The sequence below is a fragment of the Serratia sp. YWN4 genome, from assembly GCF_055790845.1.
The window spans coordinates 4737912-4762239 of record NZ_CM147696.1 but is presented as its reverse complement, the minus strand read 5'-3'; the positions used below and the strand labels follow the sequence as shown (position 1 = coordinate 4762239).

The 24328-nt window shown below is 53.1% G+C and carries 23 protein-coding genes and 3 tRNA genes; 17 read left to right on the top strand and 9 right to left on the bottom strand.

The features are described from left to right. Positions 1 to 4: 4 nt before the first annotated feature. Complete coding sequence (locus ACX9GT_RS21990) at positions 5 to 796, top strand: MoaF C-terminal domain-containing protein (protein WP_473188709.1); 792 nt, start codon at positions 5 to 7, stop codon at positions 794 to 796. A gap of 43 nt (positions 797 to 839) precedes the next feature. Here ACX9GT_RS21990 and hpaR read toward each other — a convergent pair whose 3' ends face one another. Next, the gene (gene hpaR, locus ACX9GT_RS21985; RefSeq protein WP_473188708.1) at positions 840 to 1292 is read right to left on the bottom strand and encodes a homoprotocatechuate degradation operon regulator HpaR; all 453 of its coding nucleotides are present in this window, start codon (positions 1290 to 1292) and stop codon (positions 840 to 842) included. Between the two features lie 296 nt (positions 1293 to 1588). On the opposite strand from hpaR, the gene ACX9GT_RS21980 reads away from it, so the two are divergent. The 9 genes from ACX9GT_RS21980 (at position 1589) to hpaA (ending at position 10039) form a co-directional block, all read left to right on the top strand. Then, complete coding sequence (locus tag ACX9GT_RS21980; RefSeq protein ID WP_473188707.1) at positions 1589 to 2221, top strand: fumarylacetoacetate hydrolase family protein; 633 nt, start codon at positions 1589 to 1591, stop codon at positions 2219 to 2221. Continuing rightward, positions 2218 to 2982, top strand: coding sequence for a fumarylacetoacetate hydrolase family protein (locus ACX9GT_RS21975; RefSeq protein ID WP_473188706.1), 765 nt, complete (start codon positions 2218 to 2220; stop codon positions 2980 to 2982). The genes ACX9GT_RS21980 and ACX9GT_RS21975 overlap by 4 nt, the downstream gene beginning before the upstream one ends. Further along, positions 2979 to 4433, top strand: coding sequence for a 5-carboxymethyl-2-hydroxymuconate semialdehyde dehydrogenase (hpaE, locus tag ACX9GT_RS21970; protein WP_473188705.1), 1455 nt, complete (start codon positions 2979 to 2981; stop codon positions 4431 to 4433). Before ACX9GT_RS21975 ends, hpaE begins: the two co-directional genes overlap by 4 nt. Before the next feature lie 135 nt (positions 4434 to 4568). After that, positions 4569 to 5426: a 3,4-dihydroxyphenylacetate 2,3-dioxygenase gene (gene hpaD / locus ACX9GT_RS21965; protein ID WP_473188704.1), complete on the top strand. Its 858-nt coding sequence runs from the start codon at positions 4569 to 4571 to the stop codon at positions 5424 to 5426. A gap of 9 nt (positions 5427 to 5435) precedes the next feature. After that, on the top strand, positions 5436 to 5822 hold the full coding sequence (locus ACX9GT_RS21960) for a 5-carboxymethyl-2-hydroxymuconate Delta-isomerase (protein ID WP_076942638.1): 387 nt from the start codon (positions 5436 to 5438) through the stop codon (positions 5820 to 5822). Between the two features lie 19 nt (positions 5823 to 5841). After that, positions 5842 to 6645 carry a 2-oxo-hept-4-ene-1,7-dioate hydratase gene (gene hpaH / locus ACX9GT_RS21955; protein WP_473188703.1) on the top strand — a complete coding sequence of 268 codons (804 nt, stop codon included), beginning with the start codon at positions 5842 to 5844 and terminating at the stop codon, positions 6643 to 6645. Between the two features lie 267 nt (positions 6646 to 6912). Continuing rightward, on the top strand, positions 6913 to 7707 hold the full coding sequence (hpaI, locus tag ACX9GT_RS21950) for a 4-hydroxy-2-oxoheptanedioate aldolase (RefSeq protein ID WP_473188702.1): 795 nt from the start codon (positions 6913 to 6915) through the stop codon (positions 7705 to 7707). Between the two features lie 11 nt (positions 7708 to 7718). Then, a complete protein-coding gene (gene hpaX / locus ACX9GT_RS21945) occupies positions 7719 to 9089 on the top strand; it encodes a 4-hydroxyphenylacetate permease (protein WP_473188701.1) in 1371 nt (456 codons plus the stop codon). A 62-nt stretch (positions 9090 to 9151) separates the two neighbouring features. Next, a complete protein-coding gene (gene hpaA, locus ACX9GT_RS21940) occupies positions 9152 to 10039 on the top strand; it encodes a 4-hydroxyphenylacetate catabolism regulatory protein HpaA (protein WP_473188700.1) in 888 nt (295 codons plus the stop codon). Positions 10040 to 10080: 41 nt separating this feature from the next. On the opposite strand, the gene ampH is transcribed toward hpaA, so the two are convergent. Continuing rightward, positions 10081 to 11220: a D-alanyl-D-alanine-carboxypeptidase/endopeptidase AmpH gene (ampH, locus tag ACX9GT_RS21935; RefSeq protein ID WP_473188699.1), complete on the bottom strand. Its 1140-nt coding sequence runs from the start codon at positions 11218 to 11220 to the stop codon at positions 10081 to 10083. Positions 11221 to 11460: 240 nt separating this feature from the next. Between ampH and ACX9GT_RS21930 the strand changes: the two genes are divergently transcribed. Continuing rightward, positions 11461 to 11745, top strand: coding sequence for a DUF1435 domain-containing protein (locus ACX9GT_RS21930; protein ID WP_473188698.1), 285 nt, complete (start codon positions 11461 to 11463; stop codon positions 11743 to 11745). 78 nt (positions 11746 to 11823) lie between these two features. Here the strand turns inward: ACX9GT_RS21930 and ACX9GT_RS21925 are convergent. The 4 genes from ACX9GT_RS21925 to ACX9GT_RS21910 all read right to left on the bottom strand — a co-directional run bounded on the left by ACX9GT_RS21925 (position 11824) and on the right by ACX9GT_RS21910 (position 13297). After that, positions 11824 to 11910, bottom strand: a tRNA-Leu gene (locus ACX9GT_RS21925). A 43-nt stretch (positions 11911 to 11953) separates the two neighbouring features. Then, positions 11954 to 12040, bottom strand: a tRNA-Leu gene (locus ACX9GT_RS21920). Between the two features lie 33 nt (positions 12041 to 12073). Continuing rightward, positions 12074 to 12160, bottom strand: a tRNA-Leu gene (locus tag ACX9GT_RS21915). A gap of 243 nt (positions 12161 to 12403) precedes the next feature. Next, the gene (locus tag ACX9GT_RS21910) at positions 12404 to 13297 is read right to left on the bottom strand and encodes a LysR family transcriptional regulator (RefSeq protein WP_473188697.1); all 894 of its coding nucleotides are present in this window, start codon (positions 13295 to 13297) and stop codon (positions 12404 to 12406) included. 120 nt (positions 13298 to 13417) lie between these two features. Here ACX9GT_RS21910 and ACX9GT_RS21905 point away from each other — a divergent pair, with 120 nt between their 5' ends. Next, positions 13418 to 14410 (top strand): aldo/keto reductase, encoded by a 993-nt coding sequence (locus ACX9GT_RS21905; RefSeq protein ID WP_473188696.1) that lies wholly within the window; start codon positions 13418 to 13420, stop codon positions 14408 to 14410. 360 nt (positions 14411 to 14770) lie between these two features. Here the strand turns inward: ACX9GT_RS21905 and rsmC are convergent, their stop codons facing one another. Continuing rightward, entirely contained in the window at positions 14771 to 15814 is a 1044-nt protein-coding gene (gene rsmC / locus ACX9GT_RS21900) for a 16S rRNA (guanine(1207)-N(2))-methyltransferase RsmC (protein ID WP_473188695.1), read from the bottom strand. 143 nt (positions 15815 to 15957) lie between these two features. Here rsmC and ACX9GT_RS21895 point away from each other — a divergent pair, with 143 nt between their 5' ends. After that, on the top strand, positions 15958 to 16395 hold the full coding sequence (locus ACX9GT_RS21895; RefSeq protein WP_459401196.1) for a DNA polymerase III subunit psi: 438 nt from the start codon (positions 15958 to 15960) through the stop codon (positions 16393 to 16395). After that, positions 16340 to 16783, top strand: coding sequence for a ribosomal protein S18-alanine N-acetyltransferase (rimI, locus tag ACX9GT_RS21890; RefSeq protein WP_473188694.1), 444 nt, complete (start codon positions 16340 to 16342; stop codon positions 16781 to 16783). Before ACX9GT_RS21895 ends, rimI begins: the two co-directional genes overlap by 56 nt. Before the next feature lie 196 nt (positions 16784 to 16979). Here the strand turns inward: rimI and ACX9GT_RS21885 are convergent, their stop codons facing one another. Continuing rightward, positions 16980 to 18320, bottom strand: a complete 1341-nt coding sequence (locus ACX9GT_RS21885) for a class-II fumarase/aspartase family protein (RefSeq protein WP_473188693.1) — start codon at positions 18318 to 18320, stop codon at positions 16980 to 16982. Between the two features lie 263 nt (positions 18321 to 18583). On the opposite strand from ACX9GT_RS21885, the gene dcuC reads away from it, so the two are divergent. Further along, complete coding sequence (gene dcuC, locus ACX9GT_RS21880; protein WP_473188692.1) at positions 18584 to 20068, top strand: C4-dicarboxylate transporter DcuC; 1485 nt, start codon at positions 18584 to 18586, stop codon at positions 20066 to 20068. A 64-nt stretch (positions 20069 to 20132) separates the two neighbouring features. Here dcuC and ACX9GT_RS21875 read toward each other — a convergent pair whose 3' ends face one another. Further along, on the bottom strand, positions 20133 to 21068 hold the full coding sequence (locus ACX9GT_RS21875; RefSeq protein ID WP_473188691.1) for a LysR family transcriptional regulator: 936 nt from the start codon (positions 21066 to 21068) through the stop codon (positions 20133 to 20135). Positions 21069 to 21572: 504 nt separating this feature from the next. On the opposite strand from ACX9GT_RS21875, the gene prfC reads away from it, so the two are divergent. Together prfC and osmY are read left to right on the top strand one after the other, a co-directional pair. After that, positions 21573 to 23162 carry a peptide chain release factor 3 gene (gene prfC, locus ACX9GT_RS21870; protein ID WP_473188690.1) on the top strand — a complete coding sequence of 530 codons (1590 nt, stop codon included), beginning with the start codon at positions 21573 to 21575 and terminating at the stop codon, positions 23160 to 23162. 514 nt (positions 23163 to 23676) lie between these two features. Continuing rightward, the gene (gene osmY / locus ACX9GT_RS21865; RefSeq protein ID WP_473188689.1) at positions 23677 to 24291 is read left to right on the top strand and encodes a molecular chaperone OsmY; all 615 of its coding nucleotides are present in this window, start codon (positions 23677 to 23679) and stop codon (positions 24289 to 24291) included. The last annotated feature ends 37 nt before the right edge of the window (positions 24292 to 24328 follow it).

The following is a 24328-nucleotide window of genomic DNA, read 5'->3' as shown; positions in this document are numbered from 1 at the left end:
ACAGATGAGTTCAGAAGCGGTATTTATTCAGGTTGGCGCGTTGGCAGAAGGTTTTGCTCCGCATAGCCATACGCTGGAGCAGCAGGATTTGGCGGGTATGACGCTGGCGTTCCATTTTGCCGAAGGGGAAACAGTGAACGGCTATTTCAATGACGATCAAACCTTGCTGTGGCAGGATCGGCGCGTTGATTACCGCGCCACCAGCATTCGCCCAGAGATCCTGTTTATCGATTTTCTCGATCCGCAGCGCGCCAACGGCAGCATCACGCTGGTGTGCAATCGCCAGCAGGGCAACTTTACCGCAGTGTATGGTCAGTTGCCGGATGAGCCGCAGGTGCGGCTGGATGCTTTTAGCCGGGTCGAACAGGGTTTGCCGCTGACGGCGGTGAATGTGCAATTGCGTTTTGGCCGTCTGGATCACAGCGCGGCACCATTGCCGCAGTTGACCGATGAACTGATCGGTATGCGCAATCTGTACACCTACAGCCCGACAGAACGTTACGAGCATATCTATCTGAATGACAATTTCTACGCCTGGCAGTGCTTAGACGGCGTTGAGCAAGGGTTGGCGGACGTCGATCGCTGCCATTATGTGAAAGTGGCGGAACAGCTCTACCTGTTCGTCTGGCGCGAAAAGATTGTGCCGACGCTCGGCGTGGTGCTGATCGATCTGCAAGGGATGCGCACCGATGGCAAGATCCTCGGTTATCAGGGCAGTGATTTCAACGCCTTGAGTAACTTTGCCGTGGGAGCGCATGCGCAGATCCTGAATATCACTCAGCATCCGCTGGCCTGAGCCGAGAAATTGCACGTTGCAGCGCCGTTGGCTGCAACTCTCATTATTGCTCGCTGGAGTCCACCGCCACGTCGTCCGGCTGCTTATCACCCAACAGAGTCAACTCACCCAGCAACCCCATCAGTTGTTCCATTTTCTGCCGTGAAAACGCCGCTTCGATCTCCTGATACCCCTGTTCCACCTGATGACGTGCCAACTCATACAGCTCTTGGCCTTGCTGGGTCAGCGAGACATACAGCTTGCGCTGATCGTTAACCGGCTTGAGGCGGAAGATCAGTTTATCCCGTTCCATGCGCGACAGAATGCCGGTCAGGCTGGGGCGCAGGATGCAGGTTTCTGCGGCGAGTTCATGGAATTCAATCGAACGGCTGTTGGCCAAGACGCGAATGATACGCCACTGCTGTTCCGTCAGATTATGGCTTTTCAGGATCGGGCGGAAGAACCCCATGGCGGTTTCACGCGCCTGTAACAGGGCGATGGTGAGCGATTCATGCATGTGTATGGCCTTTGCTTTCAAAACGTTCTGTCTGTTGAAGGGGGGTTGTTAACAACTTAATAGTAGCCAACTTTGCGGCGACGAAGGAAGCAAAAGTACCCGCCGTGATGAAAAAAAGCACTAGAAAAGGTTAACGGATTGAATAATAGCAGCAATGTTTTTGTTTTGTGAATATTTCGTTATCGCGATCACAAATTAAATTAACCGCGTTGCGTAAAAGCTGAACAGCGTATAAAACTAATCATTAATATATTAACGAATAGTGATTGTGCTGTTTTGCCATTGAAGGAGTCTCTATGAAAGGCACCGTATTTTCCGTTGCACTGAATCACCGCAGCCAGCTTGATGCCTGGGATCAGGCGTTTCGCGCGGCCCCGTATCAAACCCCGCCGAAGACGCCGGTGTGGTTTATCAAACCTCGTAACACTCATCTGATCAACGGCGGCAGCATTCCCTTCCCGGCCGGTGAAACCGTGCACAGTGGTGCCACGCTGGCGGTAGTGATCGGCAGCATTGCCCGTAAGGTTCCAGCAGCGAAGGTGGCTGACTACATTGCCGGTTATGCACTGGCCAATGACGTCAGCCTGCCGGAAACCAGCTTTTACCGCCCGGCGATCAAAGCCAAATGCCGCGACGGTTTCTGCCCGCTCGGCGAAGTGGTGCCGTTAAGCAATGTGGATCAACTGGAGATCGTCACCGAAATCAACGGCGTAGAGCAGGATCGCTGGTCAATGGCCGATCTGGTGCGTTCGGTGCCGGAGCTGATCGCCGCCATCAGCGATTTCATTACCCTGCAACCGGGCGACGCGGTGTTGGTTGGCACGCCGCACCAGCGGGTGGAGATCAAACCGGGTGATGTCGTCACGGTGCGGGCCGCAGGCTTGCCAACTCTTAACAACCGCGTGATGCAGGTAGGAGAATCATCATGAAACATGCTCGTATCCGCCATCATGGCCAGATTGTGAACGTCACCGTTGATGGCCAGTTGCAGGTCACGCTGCCGGACGGCAGCAAGTTAGATGAATATGACGTCGAGTGGCTGCCGCCCGCGCAGGGCACGGTGTTTGCCCTCGGCCTGAATTACGCCGATCACGCCAGTGAGCTGGAGTTTAAAGCGCCGGAAGAACCGCTGGTGTTCCTGAAAGGGCCAAACACCCTGACCGGCCATCGCCAGGTATCGGTGCGCCCAGCGGGCGTCGACTATATGCATTACGAAGCCGAACTGGTGGCGGTGATCGGCAAAACCGCGCGCAACGTCAGCCGCGAACAGGCGATGGAATACGTGGCCGGTTACACCCTGTGTAACGACTACGCGATCCGCGATTACCTGGAAAACTACTACCGACCAAATCTGCGGGTGAAGAGCCGCGACACGCTGACGCCGATCGGCCCTTACATTGTCGATCGTGACGATGTTAACGATCCGCACAACCTGGCGCTCAGCACCTACGTCAACGGCGAACTGCGCCAGCGCGGCACCACTGCCGATATGATCTTCGACATCCCATTCCTGATCGCTTATCTGAGCGAATTTATGACGTTGCATCCGGGCGACATGATCGCCACCGGCACGCCGAAAGGCTTGGCCGATGTGCAGCCGGGCGACGAAGTGGTGGTGGAGATCGAAGGCATTGGCCGTTTGGTTAACCACATTATCAGTGAAAAAGATTACGAGGAGAGCCTGAGATGAAAACCATCAACCATTGGATCAACGGCAAGAACGTTGCCAGTAAAGAGTATTTCACCACCGTTAACCCGGCCAACGGTGAAGTGCTGGCGGAAGTGGCCTCTGGCGGCCAGCTAGAAATCGAGCAGGCGGTGGCCACCGCTAAAGAGGCTTTCCCGAAATGGGCCAATACGCCGATGAAAGAGCGTGCTCGCCTGATGCGCCGCCTGGGGGAACTGATCGACCAGAACGTGCCGCAGATTGCCGAGATGGAAACCGCCGATACCGGTTTGCCGATCCACCAGACCAGAAACGTGCTGATCCCGCGTGCCTCGCACAACTTTGAGTTCTTTGCCGAAATCTGCCAGCAGATGAACGGCCGCACCTACCCGGTGGACGACAAGATGCTCAACTATACGCTGATCCAGCCGGTGGGAGTGTGCGCGCTGGTGTCGCCGTGGAACGTGCCGTTTATGACCGCCACCTGGAAGACCGCGCCCTGCCTGGCGTTGGGTAACACCGCGGTGCTGAAAATGTCCGAACTGTCGCCGCTGACTGCCGATCGCCTGGGCGAACTGGCGCTGGAAGCCGGTATTCCGGCCGGGGTGCTGAACGTGGTGCAGGGCTACGGCGCTACCGCAGGGGATGCGCTGGTGCGCCATAAAGACGTGCGCGCGGTGTCGTTCACCGGCGGCACTTCCACCGGCCGCCGCATCATTGAAAGCGCCGGGCTGAAGAAGTTCTCGATGGAATTGGGCGGTAAATCGCCGGTGCTGATCTTTGAAGATGCCGATATTGAACGCGCATTGGACGCCGCGCTGTTCACCATCTTCTCGATCAACGGCGAACGCTGCACCGCCGGTTCGCGCATCTTTATTCAGGAAAGCATCTATCCGGAATTCGTCAAACGCTTTGCCGAGCGCGCCAACCGCCTGCGCGTGGGCGATCCGCAGGATCCGAATACCCAGGTAGGCGCGCTGATCAGCCCGCAGCACTGGGACAAAGTTTCCGGCTATATCCGCCTGGGCATCGAAGAGGGGGCCACCCTGCTGGCGGGCGGCCCGGATAAACCGGCGGGCTTGAGCCACGGCAACTTCCTGCGCCCGACGGTGCTGGCGGATGTCGACAACCGTATGCGTATCGCGCAGGAGGAGATCTTCGGGCCGGTGGCCTGCCTCCTGCCGTTCAAATCAGAAGAAGACGGCCTGCGCATGGCCAACGATGTGGAGTACGGCCTGGCGTCGTACATCTGGACGCAGGATGTGAGCAAGGTGCTGCGTCTGGCCCGCAATATTGAAGCGGGTATGGTTTTCGTCAACACCCAGAACGTTCGCGATCTGCGTCAGCCGTTTGGCGGGGTGAAAGCCTCCGGCACCGGCCGCGAAGGGGGCGAGTACAGCTTCGAAGTGTTTGCCGAAATGAAAAACGTCTGTATCTCCATGGGGGATCACCCGATCCCACGCTGGGGGGTGTAACAGACATTTCCCCCCACAGGCGGAACCGGATACCGATAAATGTGGGCCTGAACAGGCCCCAAGAACCCTACTTTTACGGTTCCGTGTGGGCTTTGACTATGAAAACCCGATAAGTTTTCAAGCGAGGATATAGATATGGGTAAGTTAGCATTAGCCGCAAAGATCACACACGTTCCTTCAATGTATCTGTCTGAGCTGCCGGGCAAGCACCACGGCTGCCGTCAGGCGGCCATCGATGGCCACAAAGAGATCGGCGCACGCTGCCGCGAGCTGGGCGTCGATACCATCATTGTGTTCGACACCCACTGGCTGGTGAACAGTGCCTATCACATCAACTGCACCGGGCATTTCAAAGGGGTTTATACCAGTAACGAATTGCCGCACTTTATCCGCGATATGACCTATGAGTACGACGGTAATCCGGAACTGGGCCACTTGATCGCTGATGAAGCCTGCAAGCTCGGGGTGCGCGCTAAGGCGCATGAGATCCCAAGCCTGGAGCTGGAGTACGGCACGCTGGTCCCGATGCGTTACATGAACAGCGATCGGCACTTCAAAGTGGTGTCCATTTCTGCCTTCTGCACCGTGCATGACTTTGCCGACAGCCGCCGCATGGGTGAAGCGATCAGAACCGCGATCGAGAAATACGACGGCACCGTGGCGGTGCTGGCCAGCGGCTCGCTGTCTCACCGCTTTATCGACGATCAGCGTGCCGAGCAAGGCATGCATAGCTACACCCGCCAGTTCGATCAGCAGATGGACGAACGCGTGGTGCAGTTGTGGAAAGCCGGGCGCTTCAGCGAGTTCTGCGAAATGCTGCCGGAATATGCCAACTACTGCTACGGCGAAGGCAACATGCACGACACCGTGATGCTGCTGGGTCTGCTGGGCTGGGATAAGTACGCAGGCGAGGTGGAGTTTGTCACCCCGCTGTTTGCCAGTTCCGGTACCGGGCAGGTGAATGCCGTATTCCCACTCCCTGCTGAAGCCTGAGGTGCCTGAATGCCCCATTTTTATGCTGAATGTACTGACAACATCCGCCGGGAGGCGGATTTGCCCGCGCTGTTTGCCAAGGTACACCACGCGCTGGCGGAAACCGGCATTTTCCCGCTGGCGGGCATCCGCAGCCGCGCCATCTGGCTGGATACCTGGCAGATGGCCGATGGCAAGCAGAACTATGCCTTTGTGCATATGACGTTGAAGATCGGTCACGGCCGCAGCCTGGAAAGCCGCCAACAGGTGGCGGAAATGCTGTTCATCCTGATCAAGGATCACTTCGCCGCGCTGATGGCCAAGCGTTATCTGGCGCTCTCTTTCACCTTGGAAGAGCTGGATCCGGTGCTGAATTACAAGCAAAACAACGTCCACGCGCTGTTTAGTAAAAACTGAATAAGAGGAAGGGCCATCCATGCTGGATAAAGACGTACTGAGCCGAGCCGTGCAGCGCCTGCATCAGGCGGAACAGAACCGGGAGCAGATCCGCGCGCTGTCGCTGGATCACCCGGAGATCACCATCGAAGATGCCTATGCCATCCAGCGCCAGTGGGTTGAGCTGAAGATTGCTGAAGGGCGCACCTTGAAAGGCCACAAGATCGGCCTGACGTCGCGCGCCATGCAGGTCAGCTCGCAGATCACCGAACCGGATTACGGCGCGCTGCTGGACGACATGTTCTTCAACGACGGCAGCGATATTCCTTTTGATCGCTTTATCGTGCCGCGCGTGGAGGTGGAATTGGCGTTCGTGCTGGCGAAACCGCTGCGCGGGCCGAACTGCACGCTGTTCGACGTGTACAACGCCACCGACTATGTGATCCCGGCGCTGGAGATCATCGATGCGCGCAGCCACAACGTCGATCCGCAAACCCAGCGGCCACGCAAGGTATTCGACACCATCTCTGATAACGCCGCCAATGCAGGCGTGGTGATGGGTGGGCGGCCGATCAAGCCGGATGCGCTGGATCTGCGCTGGATCAGCGCCTTGCTGTATCGCAACGGGGTGATTGAAGAGTCTGGCGTGGCGGCGGCGGTGCTGAATCATCCGGCCAATGGCGTGGCGTGGCTGGCTAATAAGCTGTTCCCGTATGACGTGGAACTGGAAGCCGGGCAGATCATCCTCGGTGGCTCCTTTACCCGACCGGTGCCCGCACGGCGCGGCGATACCTTCCATGCGGACTATGGCCCGATGGGCTGCATCAGCTGCCGGTTTGTCTGATCGATCCCCCTCACCCTGACCCTCTCCCCGAGGGAGAGGGGACGGATCGAGTTCGTTGAGGCCGTTGTGCAGAGGCTAATCAAGTGCAGCGATTGGGGACGGATCGGGTTCGTTGAGGCTGTTGTGCAGAGGCTAATCAAGTGCAGCGATTGGGGACGGATCGAGTTTGTTGATGCCGTTGTGCAGAGGCTAATCAAGAGCACTTATTGCTCCCTCTCCCTGAGGGAGAGGGCTGGGGTGAGGGGGAAATACCTAATGGAGAACACAATGCTAACTAACCAATTTAAACAGGCCTTGCAGGAAAAACGCCCGCAGATTGGCCTGTGGCTGGGGCTATGCAGCAGCTATAGCGCCGAACTGCTGGCCGGAGCCGGATTTGACTGGCTGTTGATCGACGCTGAACACGCGCCAAACAACGTGCAGACGGTGCTCGGCCAGTTGCAGGCAGTAGCGCCTTATCCCAGCCACCCGGTGGTGCGCCCGGCCTGGAATGATGCGGTGGTGATCAAACAACTGCTGGACGTTGGCGCGCAAACCTTGCTGATCCCGATGATCCAGAACGCCGAACAGGCGCAGGCCGCGGTGCGCGCTACCCGCTATCCGCCGCACGGTATTCGTGGCGTGGGCAGTGCGCTGGCACGCGCTTCACGCTGGAACCGGGTACCCAACTATCTGCAACAGGCCGACAGCCAGATGTGCGTGCTGGTGCAGATTGAAACCCGCGAAGCGGTGAACAATCTGGATGCCATCTTGCAGGTAGAAGGCGTGGATGGCGTGTTTATCGGCCCGGCGGATCTGAGTGCCGATATGGGGTTTGCGGGCAATCCGCAGCACCCGGAAGTGCAACGCACCATTGATGACGCCATTGCGCGTATCAGCGCCGCCGGTAAGGCACCGGGCATCCTGACGGCGCAGCTGGAACTGGCGCAGCATTATCTGGAATCCGGTGCGCTGTTTGTCGCCGTTGGGGTGGATACCACTCTGCTGGCGCGGGCGGCTGAATCCTTGGCAAGCCAATTCAAGCGGGGCAAACCGGCAGTGCAATCCCCGGGCGTCTACTAATCGGAGTCACTATGAGCAACGTCGATTCGCTCAAGCCGCTTAACCCGGCTGAGCAACATAAAGCGTTAACCGCCACCGAGCAGTCGGTGATTAAAAAGTTATTTCGGCGCCTGATTATTTTCTTATTTGTGTTGTTTGTTTTCTCGTTCCTTGACCGCATCAACATCGGGTTTGCCGGGCTGACCATGAAGCAAGACCTCGGTCTTAGCTCCACCATGTTTGGCCTGGCGGCAACGCTGTTTTACGTCACCTACGTGATCTTCGGTATCCCCAGTAACATCATGCTGAGCAGGGTGGGGGCACGGCGTTGGATCGCTACCATTATGGTGCTGTGGGGCATCGCTTCCACCTGCACCATGTTCGCCACCGGGCCGACCAGCCTGTATATCTTGCGGATGATCGTCGGGATCACCGAGGCGGGCTTCCTGCCGGGGATCCTGGTGTATCTCACCTACTGGTTCCCGGCGTTCTACCGCGCCCGGGCCAACGCGCTGTTTATGATTGCCATGCCGGTGACCATGGCGTTGGGTTCGTTAGTGTCCGGCTACATTCTGGCGCTGGACGGCATGATGAACCTGAAAGGTTGGCAGTGGCTGTTCCTGCTGGAAGGCATTCCCTCGGTGATCCTGGGCGTAGTGGTGTGGTTCTATCTCGACGATACGCCAGCCAAGGCCAACTGGCTGACCGACGAAGAGAAAAGCAGCCTGAAGGCGATGATGGAGGCGGATAAACTGCAACTGGTGCAGCCAGAAGGGCCGAGCAGCCATCGGGCTTTGCAGCAGCGCAGCCTGTGGCGTGAAGTGCTGACGCCGATTGTGCTGATGTATACGCTGGCCTATTTCTGCCTGACCAATACCCTGAGCGCCATCAATATCTGGACGCCGCAGATCTTGCAGAGCTTTAACCAGAGCAGCAGCAATATTGTGATCGGCATTCTGGCGGCGATCCCGCAGATCTGTACCATCGCCGGTATGATTTGGTGGAGTAAACGTTCGGATCGGTTGCAGGAGCGTAAATACCACACCGCACTGCCCTATCTGTTCGCCGCTGCGGGCTGGCTGCTGGCTTCGGCCACCAACCACAGCATGATCCAACTGTTGGGGATTGTGATGGCGTCGGTGGGATCCTTTACGGCGATGGCGATCTTCTGGACTACGCCGGATCAGTCAATTAGCTTTGAGGCGCGTGCGGTGGGGATCGCGGTGATCAACGCCACCGGGAATATCGGCTCGGCCGTCAGCCCGCTGCTGATCGGCTGGTTTAAGGATGTGACCGGCAGCTTCAACTCCGGGCTGTATTTTGTCTCGGCGCTGCTGATTATCGGTGCCGTGCTGGTATGGCGTATCCCGATGAAAGATTCACGGCCGCGTGCCACGCCTTAAAAACTCAAAACCAGGGGTTCAGCAGAGGTTGAACCCCGCTATTCTCATTTTCGGAGGACAGCGTGCAGAAAAATACCGGCTTTATCGTCAATATCGATATTTGCAAAGAGTATGACGCGCATTATGCCGCCGATGAAGTGCACTACGAAACCTTCGCGGGGCTGGCGGCATTTTTCGGCCGTGACATGCAGGTACACTGGCATGAAAGCTTCTTTCAGGTGCACTTTCTGGAAACCGGTAAGATAGAGCTACAGCTTGACGATCAGCACTATTCGGTGCAGGCACCGCTGTTCATCCTCACGCCCCCTTCGGTGCCGCACGCCTTTTTCACCGAACCGGACAGCGACGGGCACGTGCTGACGGTGCGCCAAGAGTTGGTCTGGCCGGTGCTGGAACGGTTGTACCCCGGTAGTAATCTGGCGTTGGAACTGGAGATGCCGGGGATTTGCCTCTCGTTGGCCGACGCGCCACAAGAATTGGCGGCGCTCAGCCATTATTGGGCGCTGATCCGCCGTGAGTTCAGCCAGAAGATGGCGGGGCGTGAGCAGACGTTGGCGCTGCTGGCGCAGGCGGTCTTGACGCTGCTGCTGCGCAATACCTCACTGGAAGATAAAGCCGCCAGCGGTATGCGCACTGAACTGAAGCTGTTTCAGCGTTTCAATAAGATGGTGGATGAGCGTTTTCGCGAACATCTGCCGGTGCCGGAATATGCGCAAACGCTCGGGGTGACGGAGTCGCGGCTCAATGACCTGTGCCGCCGTTTCGCCAACCGCTCACCCAAGCGGCTGATTTTCGATCGCATGCTGCGTGAGGCCAAACGTATGCTGCTGTTCAGCGCCTGTACGGTGCATGAAACCGCCTACAGCCTGGGGTTCAAAGATCCGGCCTATTTTGCCCGCTTCTTCAACCGGCTCGAAGGCTGTTCCCCATCGGTTTATCGCGCCCGCTAAAGTATTACGGGCGAACTTGTTCGCCCGATATTCTTGCGGAATCAGCCTTTGTTCGCTACCAGTTCGCCCACCAGTCGGTTGACCGGATCGCTCATATTGGTGAATTTGGTCAACTCTGAGCGGGTTACCACCACGAAGACACCGATATTTTTCTGCGGCACCATCGCCATATAGGTAATAAAGCCGCCACCGCCGCCGGTTTTCTGAATAATGCCCGGCAACCCATCTTTCGGGGCCATATACACCCAACCTAATCCCAGCGCATCCGCTTGGCCTGGAACATCCATCCCTGTCAGCGAGGCCAGATCCCTACGCTGGAAATACATGGTTTGCTCGCTCTGCGCCGTCAGTTTGCGCGAACCGACGGCGTTGGAGGCAAGAAACTGCTGCATCCAGCGCTGCATATCGCGCGGGGTAGAATAGACGCCACCGCTGCCGCCTGCGGCCGTGGTATCCCGGCAGGCGCTTGGCCCGGTGGCGGCAACCATTAAGCGTGAACACTGTTCGACGCTGGGCGTCAGCGTAGTATCCACCATCCCCAGCGGTACAGTAATTCTCTCACGCAGCAGGGCGTTGTAGGGCTTGCCTGCGGCGCGTGACAGGGCATCGGCCAGCAGATCGTACGCCAGGTTGGAGTAGGCGGCCCGCACGCCCGGCGGCACGGTGATGCTGGCGTGCGCCAGCCATTGCCAGCGTTGGGCTTTGGTTGGCCAGGTAAATACCGGCGTTTTTGGCGGCTTCTTGCCGGGCTGTTCACGCGGCAGGGAACTGGTGTGCGTGGCCAGATTCAACAGGGTAATCGGCTGACGTGCGTTGTAAGACGGCACATAAGCCCCTTTGGGAGCGTATTTGCGCAGCGGATCGGTGAGCTTGATCTTGCCTTCTTCTGCCATCTTGACCATCACCTCGCTGGTCATCAGCTTGGTGATGGAAGCAATGCGGATCAGGGAGTCTGGGCGTGGGCGCTGATCGTTACCCGGTTTGGTATCGCCAAAGCTGCGGTTAACCACCTGATTATTATCGATTACCACCAGCGCCATACCGGTCGCACCGCTATTGAAAAAGATATGTTCTGCATACTGATCGACAATCTGTGACGTCAGTTGAGTGGCGGCCTGGCTGACCAACGGCGCGGCACACAGGCCCAGCGCCAGCAATAAAGCGGAGAGTGAGGTCTTCAACGGTCGTTTTCCATTTTCAAAATGCTGAGGGAAAGGCAAAAGTCGCTGCTTAGTGTAATGCGCGATTGCCAGAATGGCATATGGAAAAAGGCCCGATGGCGCATTTTTACTATGACAGCAGGCTGCTGGCCCGTTGGATATTGTTATGGTCGCTGTTTTGCCCGATGGGCGAAAATGATGCGCAAGGAAAAAAAGTGTTATATGATATTGGTTATCATTATCATCTAAAGGATGGTTGCCATGATGGCCGCGATAATCACCGCATGTGGGTTATGGATCGTCAGTGGGGTTCTGGGCAAACGGCTGGCCAGCGCCTGGGGGGTATTGCTGCCTTGTACTCTGATGCCGTTAATCGCGCTGATCGATCTCAATATGATGCAACTGCGCACCCTGATCGTCGTCGCCATGCTGGTTACGCTGGTGATGCTGTTTAACAGCCACCTGCGCCATTATCTTTTGCTGCCTTCGTTTATGGCGTTGGCAGGCGGATTAGCCGCCATCAGCCTGCATTTCAGCTTTGGCTGAAACGACAAAACCACGCATGGGCGTGTTGGATTTTCAAAGGATTTAAGACGAGGGAAAAGCGGGAGAGAACTCATCAATTGGTGCGAAGAGAGGGACTTGAACCCTCACGTCCGTAAGGACACTAACACCTGAAGCTAGCGCGTCTACCAATTCCGCCACCTTCGCACAGTCGATGTTGTTGCTTTGTTTTCGATTTATATCACCAGCTTGGTGCGAAGAGAGGGACTTGAACCCTCACGTCCGTAAGAACACTAACACCTGAAGCTAGCGCGTCTACCAATTCCGCCACCTTCGCATTGATGCTGTGCAATATAAATCATGTGGTTATTGGTGCGAAGAGAGGGACTTGAACCCTCACGTCCGTAAGGACACTAACACCTGAAGCTAGCGCGTCTACCAATTCCGCCACCTTCGCTTACCAGAAACATTACCGGAGTAATGCTACCACGGAGGCGAATTCTAGAGATTTTGGCGGGTACGTCAATAGTTATTTCCTGGTTTAAGGGCGTTCGCTGGAAAAAACGCCTATCCCCTTCATCTTTCAAACTGCAGCGTTGTTGACTGCGTACGCTCACCCCAGTCACTTAGTTGTCTAAGCTCCTGGGGATTCGCGTACTTGTCGCCTAGCTGCAGATTGAAATCTATTGGGGATAGCGGATTAATATTTGTTGAACAGACCAATCAGCCAATCAATCAATACCCTGACGCGTGGCGCAAGGAAACGGCCAGGGGGATACATGATGTAGATCGGCATCGGCGGCGGCGGTGTTTCTGCTAGAACTTCGATCATTTCACCCGTCTTTAACCAGGAGGCCACCGAGTAGCGGGATCCCTGAATCAAGCCCATCCCGGCGCGGCAGGCGCTGGTATAGGCATCGGCACCGCTGACGCTCAATTTGCTGGGTAATTCGCGCAGTTCCAGCTTGCCGTTACGGCAGAATTCCAGCGGATAGTTACGGTTGTTGACCAGCGAGAAATAACCCACGGCCTGATGGTGTTGCAGATCGTCGATCGATTGCGGAGTACCGAAGGTATGCAGATAGGCGGGGGATGCGCAGGTTAGCTGCGGCATCTGGGCAATCAGCCGGGCAACCAGGGTGTCGTCTTCGGTTTCCCAGGCGCGCAGCACGCAGTCTACGCCTTCACGCAGCAGATCCACATGGCTGTCGTTGGCACCGAGCGCCAGCTCAATTTCCGGGTAACGCTGATAAAAATCCGCCAGCGCCGGGATGACGATCTCCCGCGCCAGCGAGTGCGGCATATCGATACGCACTTTGCCCGCCGGTTGCAGCTTGTGGTGATGGAATAACGTATCCGCCTCTTCCAGCGCATCCAGCAGTTGCAGGCAGCGCTGATAGTACAGCGTGCCCTCGGCGGTGATCTGTACCTGTCGCGTGGTGCGCAACAGCAGGCGGACACCGAGCCGCTGCTCCAGCCGTTGCAACGCATTACTGACCGTGGCGCGCGGCAGTTGCAGGCGTTCAGCCGCACGGCTGAAGCTGCCCAGCTCGACGATCCGGGTAAAGATACGCATGGCTTGAATCTGATCCATCTTGCCACCTGATGATTGTTAGCGATTTATGAATAGTGATGTGCAATCTTCATTATTTATCTTTACAGCGTAAACAACCAGACTGGGTTACAACATAGACCGCTCAATGAGGACAGCACAATGCAACAACGTCAATTAGGCTCTAACGGCCCCGTCGTCTCGGCTCTGGGTTTAGGCTGCATGGGAATGAGCGACTTTTACTCCACCGGCGGCGATGAGAAAGAGGCGATTGCCACGCTGCACCGGGCATTGGAACTGGGTGTTACGCTGCTGGATACTGCCGATATGTACGGCCCGCACACCAACGAACAATTGGTTGGCAAAGCGATTAAAGGCCAGCGCGATCGCGTATTTCTGGCGACCAAGTTCGGCATTGTGCGCGATCCGGCCGATCCCCACGCCCGCGGTGTGAGCAGCAAACCGGAATATATTCGCCGCTCGGTCGAAGGCAGCCTGCAACGTTTGGGGGTGGAAACCATCGATCTTTATTATCAGCACCGTGTCGATCCGCAGGTACCGATCGAAGAGGTGGTGGGCACCATGGCGGATCTGATTAAAGAGGGCAAGATCCGCTATATCGGTTTAAGCGAGGCTTCCGTTGCCACGCTGGAACGGGCGCACAAAGTACACCCGATTACCGCATTGCAGACCGAATATTCGCTGTGGACGCGGGATGCGGAGCAAGGCCAACTGGCGGCCTGTGAACGGTTGGGCATCGGTTTTGTGGCGTACAGCCCGCTGGGGCGCGGCTTTTTGACCGGGGCGATCCAACGCCCGGAAGATCTGGCCGAAGACGATTTCCGCCGTGGTAATCCGCGTTTCCAAGGGGAAAACTTCGCCCGTAACCTGGAACTGGTGGAAAAAGTCGGTGAATTGGCCCGCCAAAAGGGCGTTGCGCCTTCACAGTTGGCGCTGGCGTGGGTGATGGCGCAGGGAGAACATATCGTGCCAATCCCAGGCACCAAGCGCAGGCGCTATCTGGAAGAAAACGTGGCGGCGGCGGAGATTACGCTGAGTGAACAGGAACTGGCGGCGATCGAGGCAGTATTCCCGCAGGCAGGCGTAGCTGGCGCGCGTTATACGCAGGTAGGGATGGAGTTTATTAACGGCTAATATACCCGTCGTCAATCAAACGGCAGGGGTGTTGGCTGCCTTTGCTCACCCCAGTCACATAGTGGCCTATGCTCCTGGGAATTCGCTCAGTTGCCGCCTACCTGCATCTTGATTGAACTTGGGTATATCTAAAACGGGCGCTGAAGGGCGTAATGCCGGTCAGTTAAGCGCAAAGCTGCATAATTATGCAGCAGGTGCTAAAGGTGTGGCCTCCCTCTCCCTGTGGGAGAGGGCCGGGGTGAGGGGCTTTAGTTCAGTGATCTTCCCCTCACCCTAACCCTCTCCCCGAGGGAGAGGGAACTGGTTAGCCTTAACTGACAAGCATTACGCTGAAGGGCGCCCGTGAATTTCAATACCGAGTTACTTTTTCTTCTTCGGATCGCGTGGTTGGCGGCCAACGGTGGCTTTATACACCTTGAAACGGCCGTTCTGCGCCAGCACTTCGTGGCTGCCGAAAGTGGCATCCAGAATATCCGGGTATGGCAAGAAGGCGTTGGCAACGATACGCAGTTGCCCACCGATTGGCAGATGTTTCACTGCGCCACGGATCAGGGTTTCTGCGGCAGTCAGGCTGGTTGCCAGGCCGTCATGGAATGGCGGGTTGGAAATGATCATGTCAAAGCGGCCGGTAATGTCGGAATAGACGTTACTGACGATCACTTCACCTTCAATACCGTTAGCGGCCAGCGTTGCGTGGCTCGATTCCACCGCAGCGGCATTCACGTCGCTCAACGTCAGCTTCATTTTCGGTGACAGCTTGGAGAGCACCGACGCCATCACACCGGCACCGCAACCCACGTCCAGCACCTTGCCTTTCATGTGTTTTTCCAGCGTCGACAGCAGCAGCGAACTGCCCACGTCCAGGCCATCGCGGCTGAATACGCCCGGCAGGGTTTTCACTTCCAGATCGTGCAGTTGATAGCTTTCCCACCAGTCGGCCAGATCAAATTCAGTCTGTGCATCGATGCGGCCATGATACAAACCACAACGGCGTGCGCTGTCGATTTTGGCAAGCTGGGCATGGCCTTCCAGAGTTTGTTCCGCGCTGCGTACGCCGCTGCGGTTTTCACCAACCACAAAGATTTCTGCGCCTACCGGCAGCAAAGACAGCAGATTGCACAGTTGGAACTGCGCTTCCTGTTTGCTCTTTGGCCAGTAATAGACCAGCGTATCGCAGCTGGCAACGAAAGTGGGATCTACCGTCAGGCCGAATTGTGCATTTTCGCCCATCGTCCGGTTCAGTAACTGCCAGTGATGGTATTGCTGGGTGTGGACACGCACATCAGCGGCCTCGAATTGGGCCGGCAGGCTGTCCTGCAGGTCGCCTGCGAACAGGACGCGGCGTGCAACAAACTCATCACTGTGGCGCAGCATGACTTCACTGGCTGGGGTTAATGCAGACATCAGTTTTTGGCTCCTCAAGATTAAGCGGAGGATTATAGAGCTTTGTGGCGAGATGTTCGACGGGTTTGTTGGCGCAGGGTGTGTGGGTTTGTTAGCATAGCGCGGCACATGGCAGGCATAGTGCGCAACACATGGGAATCGGTATGGCATCAAAACGCGATTGGCTGTTACAACAACTGGGGATTACGCAGTGGACATTGCGCCGCCCTGGCGCGTTGCAGGGCGAGATCGCCGTCAGCCTGCCAGCGGAAGTGCGTTTGCTGGTGGTGGCACAGACATTGCCCGATCCGCAGGATCCCTTATTCTGCGACGTGTTGCGCAGCCTGGGGCTGCAACCGGCGCAAACCTATGGCCTGACGCCGGATCAGGTCGCGATGCTGCCGCAAGACACCGAATGTAACAGTTGGCGGTTGGGCATTGCGGAGCCGCTTGCGGTGGCCGGTGCGCAACTACATAGCCCGGCGCTGGCCGAGCTTTCTCAAGATGCGGGTGCCAAACGCGCACTCTGGCAGCAGATTTGTCACTATGAACAGCATTTCACCCCTGACGACGGCCGATCTGGCCACCGCCTTCAAGATTGAACACGCCAGCCATGCTTTTCCCTGGACGGAGGCAACATTCGCCAGCAATCAGGGCGAGCGCTACCTCAACCTGAGGCTGGAAGCCGCAGGGCAGATGGCGGGTTTTGCCATTACCCAGATCGTGCTGGATGAAGCCACGCTGTTTAACATTGCTATCCATCCAGATTGGCAGCGCCGGGGTTTTGGCCGCACGCTACTCACTGCGCTGATTGCACAGCTTGAAGCGCGTGGCGTGGTTACGCTGTGGCTGGAAGTGCGCGCTTCCAACCGTGGGGCGATCGCGTTATACGAAGATCTCGGGTTTAACGAAGTGACGGTGCGCCGTAATTATTACCCTGCTGCCCATGGCCGCGAAGATGCGATCGTGATGGCGCTGCCGCTGGGGTGAGTAATAGATTTACCGGGAACAGAGGTGAACGTTGCTTACAGCGGCTAAGGCCCACGGATGGGCCGAGTAATAAAGCCAATAAACATGTAACTTGAAATAGGGTGGGTATATATTTCCTATCTTACTGCTTAACTAAAAAATAGGGGTTGAGTAGCCTCCCTAACAGGTCTTGCTCTCCGCCAGATTGTTCTGGAAATTATTTTTTTAACTCATCATCTACGCATTCGGTTGACTCACCGAGGTAATGCACGGGATCTAGAATTTTATTAATATCCAGAGTGTCCGGAACATTAGCTTTCTTAAGTTCATTATGAATTGACTCAGCAAATGTGAGCTTCTCCTTGATCGAGTTCATAGCCGCTTCATACAGAATATGATGTGCTGCAGGACGGCCAATACATTCGGCTAATTGCATCATCACGGCTTCAGAAAGGATCAGGCCACCAGATAGCTCAAGATTTTTTTTCATATTGTCAGGGTAGACATTCAAACCGGTGATTAATTTGTTTAACCCTTCAACAATAGATACTGCAAAAATGGATACCTCGGGTAATGACACATCTAGAATATTACTTGCTGCCGCATCACCTTCGTTCATTCTTATCATCGAGAGATTACCCAGCATCATTCTTGAGCGCAGCAACTGTGATACGCCGACCAAATTTTGGGCATGCTGTGGGTTTCTCTTTTGTGACATAGTTGAGCTCCCGACTTTGCCGTGATGAAAACTCTCTTCAACCTCTGCAATCTCGGTACGTTGTAAGAAGATAACTTCTTGACTGATTTTTTCCACCGTAGCGGCCAATAAGCCAAAAACATTAATGTAGGCGGCGAGTGAGTCGCAGGAGGCCCTTACCGGAATCGACGATGATTTGAGGTTAAGTATCTCAGCAATCTTGTTCTGTACATTTCTGCCCTTTCCTCCCATGGCAGAGAAGGTCCCAACAGCCCCCCCCATGCTCACGACGAATGCATCCTCAGCAGCATGTATCAAACGCGATCTATGTCGACGGACTTCAGCACGCCAGCCAGCCACCTTAAAACCGAACGTAATCGGTAACGCATGTTGACCGTGAGTTCTGCCAGCCTGGGGGATATTTTTTGTCTCAGCAGCAAGCTTAGCCATAACGACGAGAACATTATCGAGATCTGAGATAATAATGTTATGTGCTTTTCTTAATTGTAACACCGCTCCCGTATCGAAAATATTCTGAGTCGTTGCGCCCCAATGTATATATGACGCGGCCTCAGTGCCGCAAACGGCTTCATATTGACGTAATACGGGTACAAAAGGATGCATGGTTTCTTTGATGCCCATGGAGATCTTATTTGTATCCAATAGCTTAACGTCAGCTTTCTCGGCAATTATGCTCGCAGCAAATCTCGGGATCATCCCCAATTCAGCTTGAGCTAACGCTAATGCCGCTTCTACGTCGAGCCAACTTTGTATTGTGTTCAAGTCAGACCAGATATCTTTCGCTTTCTGACTGAACCAATGTCCAGTAATGCATGAATCAAACATTCCTACACTAGCCATAATTCATCTGCCTCATGTTTATTTTTGGTTATGATAATATATATGTTGATTTATAATGTGATTTTGATCTCATAAATGGAATTATTTTATGTCATTGTTTTTATTGATTTAATTATTTTATATCAAAAAATTGAGAGCCATCACGATTTAGTTAATTCATTAATGTTTATACTATCATAACATAAAAGGCATATTCCTATAAGCATAAAGCGGTGATACTTGCTTTTGCGCACAATCATGATCAACTCTTGGTGAGGTATAAAATGACTGAGTCTACTGATATGAAAAATATCAAAAAATCCTTGTTTATATGGATAGTCAGCATCCCAATTATTTTAGCTTCTATGTATTTTGGTTTTGGTCAAAAAGCATTCATTCTTGCCGTGTCTTTTACTGTTATCGTATTGGTCGGTATGGGAATAATGCGTAAGATATATGCACAGGCGCTGGTATTGGTCGGTGGGTGTGTACTTTTACTGATTGCCGCCTTTCTTTTCCCTGAGAACGCTATAACTGGGGCCAGTTCCGGTTCAAAAGTCATTGATGTGTTTGTAGAAATAAAAAATGTCTTCAGTAAAAATATTGCCAGTTTAGGGCTTATCATTATGGTGATTGCCGGTTTTTCCCGCTATATGAATGATATAGGCGCATCAGGGAAACTGGTTGAAATCTGTGTAAAGCCTTTAGGAAGGTTAAAGTCAAGGTATATGCTGCTTGGCGGGTGTTATATCGTCATGCAACTTTTAGCATTATTTATATCAAGCCCATCAGGCCTCGCGCTTCTCATGATGTCGACGTTATATCCTATTCTACGCTCTATTGGGTGCAGTAAGGCATCTGTAGCCGCCGTTATTGCATCAGGAATTTGTATAGACTATGGACCATCCGCAACGGGCAGCATTTTGATTTCTGAAATAACCGGCTATGATCTGTTCAGTTTCTTTGTTGAAAAGCAAATCCCTATTGTATGGATACTCTTTATATTCATAGGTATTATGCACATGTTTGTGCAAGCCTATTGGGATAAAAAGGAAACCATACCAGCACAAGATGATAGTTTACTCATACATCAACAAACCTCTTCAGAGAAAGTGCCCTATTTGTTCGCTTTGCTGCCTATTATCCCGATGATACTTCTCTTTATATTTTCTAGTTTGGCTGAAGAGTGGTTACCAAAAGCAATGAGATTTAAAATGGATGTGGTGACAGCGATGTTTATTTCATTTTTTATCGCATTATTTTGTGATTTTATTCGGACGTTAAGTATAAAGAAAGCCGCTGATAAAATAGCGGGTCTTTTTGACCAAATGGGGCAGTCATTTATCATGATCGTTTCAATTTTACTCTGTGCGCAAGTTCTTGCTCAAGGAATGATAAAAATAGGCTTTATTGAGACATTGTTCAGTTTTATTCCTTCTGGAACTCATACCCATATTCTGGTTGTGCTCTCTTTCAGCATTTTGGTGTTTTTTAGTTCCGTGGTACTCGGTACGGGTTCAACCTTCAATGCGTTTGCACCATTAGCCGCAGAGGTTGCTAAAGGTGCGGGGATCTCTGCCTTCAAGGTTCTTATTCCAATGCATTTCTCTGGTAGCTTAGGGCGCAGTTTTTCTCCAATAGCCGGTGTAACCATTGCCGTTGCAGGGTTAGTAGGTTTGACTCCATTCGACATTATTAAGAGAAATGCTCTGCAACTGGGCTGCGCATATATCTTAATGTTAGTACTTTCTCATTTTTTGATTGCGTGATAGTCGAGCCTAAAAAGGCTTTGGTGTGACTATTTATTATCACACTAAAGCCTTAAGCTATGTATTACAGCGGGGCTGAGTATCTATCCGGTGTAGGTTGGTTTTGATGAATATATTCAAGATAGCGTTGTATGTGTGGGGGGTTTAAATTTGAAAGAGTAAAGAAAGCGGAATCAATGAATACTTCAGGAGTGAAGTCTTTAAAAATGATTTGAGGATCATTGATGGTTGAGACAGGAAACGATGGCATTAAACAGACACCTGTGTTAGCTCTTACAAAATCTAATGCGGAGTATGAATCAGAAACTTCAGCGATAACGTTATATGACACCCCAGACTTATCCAGTACGCGATCAAGCTTGGTTCTTGAAATGTTTCTTTTAGTGAAAACAATCATTCTTTTCTGATTGAGATCGTCTGGAGTAATAACATCTTTGCTCGCTAACTCATCTAGTCGATTCATAGCGCAGACTATTTTTGTTCTTCTTAACGGGAAAGCGCTAACATTGATACTGGCGGTATTAAGGGATGAGTCACCAAGAGCGATATCTGCGCGGCCTTCGTTTAAATTGCTTAATAATTTTGATGCTGTGACAATATCAATTTTTATGTTTATATCTGGGTTTTCTTTTATATATTGCGCGGTTAAAGGCATAAGAAAACAATACGCAATGGTAGGCGTGGAAATGATGTTCAGAGATTTTTTCTCTTCTTTATTCCACTCGAAATTTGTTAGCCTTTCAAAAGAGTCTGAGATTTTAACAATTTCTTCATATAACGATAATGCATCTGAATTTGGTATTAACTTACCTTTTTCCCTTTTAAAGAGAATGCACCCAGATCTTGACTCAATTAAGCTTAATGTTCTGCTTATTGCTGGTTGAGAAATACCCAACTGCTCTGCAGCTAAGGTCGCCGTTCTCACTTCGATGAGTGTTTTTATTATTTCTAAATCTCTCAATGTAGCCCAACCACCTGACCAAGAAGATTTTTTTACCATTTCTGTGACCCTATTTTTTACACAATGGGTAGAACTCAAGGTGACTTTTTTATGTTTTATACCCGTCATACTGCAAGTTGTATGTGCGTTGGTTTTATTACTCAGCCTTTCCAGGAGCGCTGCGAGCCGTGTTCAAGTCTGACTCCAGCGGATTTGTCACTCACCTGAGTTACTTATTCCAGGATTATGGGCCTCATTGTTGCGCCAGTGCAAGCGCTGTTCAAATGGGGCGAAAGTCGATTTTTCATTTTTCTGCCACTCGAATTATTTAGGGTACAGAAGAGCACAAAACCGTGCTTCGGCAACATTGGGCTGCACTTTCTGCCGATTTTCGTCTGAAGTGATGGCCAAATTATCTGCTTGCCAAAAAAACCATTGATTGTCACCGGTTGGCAAATCAGCGAAAATGGCCCACTGTTACCTTTTCATTACCGCTTTGCCTGGCACCGCTATTGACGCGTTTGCGATGATTGCAGGGCGGACCAACTGTAGAATCTGAAAAACATGTCTCCTAGTGAATTCGCCCGCGAAGTCTCGAAAAGAAGAACTTTCGCCATTATCTCGCATCCCGATGCCGGTAAAACCACCATTACCGAGAAGGTGCTGCTGTTCGGACAGGCCATCCAGACCGCCGGTACGGTAAAAGGCCGTGGCTCCAACCAACACGCCAAATCCGACTGGATGGAGATGGAGAAACAGCGTGGTATCTCGATCACCACCTCGGTGATGCAGTTCCCGTACCGCGAATGCTTAATCAACCTGCTGGATACCCCAGGGCACGAAGACTTCTCTGAAGATACCTATCGTACCCTGACCGCGGTGGACTGCTGCCTGATGGTGATCGACGCCGCAAAAGGCGTTGAAGATCGTACCCGTAAGCTGATGGAAGTCACCCGCCTGCGTGATACGCCGATCCTGACCTTTATGAACAAACTGGATCGTGATATCCGCGATCCGATGGAAGTGATGGATGAAGTCGAGCGCGAACTGAAAATCGCCTGCTCGCCGATCACCTGGCCGATTGGCTGCGGCAAGCTGTTCAAAGGGGTTTATCACCTTTATAAAGATGAAACCTACCTGTATCAGACCGGTAAAGGCCACACCATTCAGGAAGTGCGGATCGTCAAAGGGTTGAACAACCCGGATCTCGACGCTGCCGTGGGTGAAGACTTGGCTGCGCAACTGCGTGAAGAGCTGGAACTGGTGCAAGGAGCTTCTCACGAATTTGAGCAGGAAGCCTTCTTGGCCGGTGAACTGACCCCGGTGTTCTTCGGTACCGCTTTGGGTAACTTTGGCGTGGACCATATGCTGGATGGCTTGGTGGCCTGGGCGCCTGCGCCGATGCCGCGTAAAACCAATACCCGTGAAGTGGTCGCCGCAGAAGAGAAATTTACCGGCTTCGTGTTCAAGATCCAGGCGAATATGGATCCGAAACACCGTGACCGCGTGGCCTTTATGCGCGTGGTGTCTGGCCGCTATGAGAAGGGCATGAAGCTGCGTCAGGTTCGTACCGGCAAAGACGTGGTGATCTCCGATGCGCTGACCTTTATGGCGGGCGACCGTTCGCATGTGGAAGAAGCCTACCCGGGCGATATTATCGGTTTGCATAACCACGGCACTATTCAGATTGGCGATAGCTTCACGCAGGGTGAAGACATGAAGTTCACCGGTATTCCGAACTTTGCCCCTGAGCTGTTCCGCCGCATCCGCCTGCGCGATCCGCTGAAGCAGAAACAGATGCTGAAAGGGCTGGTGCAGCTCTCAGAAGAAGGGGCTGTACAGGTATTCCGTCCAATTTCCAACAACGATCTGATCGTCGGGGCCGTCGGTGTGCTGCAATTTGACGTGGTGGTTGCACGTTTGAAATCCGAATACAACGTGGAAGCGCTGTATGAGTCGGTGAACGTTTCCACTGCCCGTTGGGTGGAGTGCAGCGACGTGAAGAAATTCGAAGAGTTCAAGCGCAAGAACGAACTGAACCTGGCGCTGGACGGTGGTGATAATCTCTCCTATATCGCACCGACCATGGTGAACCTCAACCTGACGCAGGAACGTTACCCAGACGTGGTGTTCCGCAAAACCCGCGAACACTAATCTGCCGATGCGGCACCGCATTCTCGCGGTGCCCATGATTCCCCACCACTCATCTTGCTAATTATTAAATCTTATTTATTAATCTGTTTTTCTTCGTGGCTGATGCTTTATGGGTATCCTTCTGCAAATTTCACCTGATGAACTACATTTATTAGGGACTTCGGCATTTAATAAGCAAAAATAACTGCTATTCAATCACTATTTAGAGGGTTATTTTGCGCTGTTGTCGATCGGAGACAGTTCTATCTCAGTAATATCAATAAGATAGCAGCAGTGTCCTCGTAGGAAGACGCGACTGTCGCTAATAGGCAACAATTTCTTACCTAACTCTTGTACTTATATTTCTTTATTATTGATTTTTAATGGTTTTATTCTATTGGCATACAAATTGCTAAAGTCTTATCGTGAGTGTTCGATTGTATAGTAATCGTGAAGTATTCATTTGAGTTCGCCGTGATCACACGGTGCAGGAGTCCGCAGTTGATGGGGATTCACAACAAGAAGGAAGAGATCGATGAAAAATACCAAGTTTGCACATTCTTTGATGGCTATCGTTTTGGGTTCTGTTCTGGCGAGTGGCAGTGTGCTGGCGCAAGAGTCGCTGCTCAACAAAGCCGCCAGTGTGGCTGATAGCACGGGTGCCAAAATCGATAGCTCCATGAAAAAAGTCGATAGCTATATGGATGACAGTGCGACAACCGCGAAAGTGAAAAGCGCACTGGTTGACGATAAAGCGATCAAAAGCACCGATATCTCGGTGGTCACTGAGAAGGGCGTGGTAACGCTCAGTGGTTTTGTCAGCAGCCAGGCGCAAGCCGAACGGGCCGTTGCGGTTGCCGGTAAGGTTGAAGGGGTGAAATCCGTCAGCGACAAGCTGCACGTGAAAGATGAAGCCACCCAATCGGTGAAGGCTTATGCCGGTGATGCCGCAACCACCAGTGAACTGAAGGCCAAACTGCTGGCTGACGACATCGTACCTTCCCGTAATGTGAAAGTGGAAACCTCCGACGGTGTGGTACAGCTTTCCGGTACGGTGAAAACGCAGGCGCAATCCGAGCGTGCAGAGAGCATTGCCAAAGCCATTGATGGCGTAAAAAGCGTCAAGAACGATCTGGCAGTGAAATCCTAAATCCAGTTCTAATCACTGGGTCAACAAGGGGCGCAAC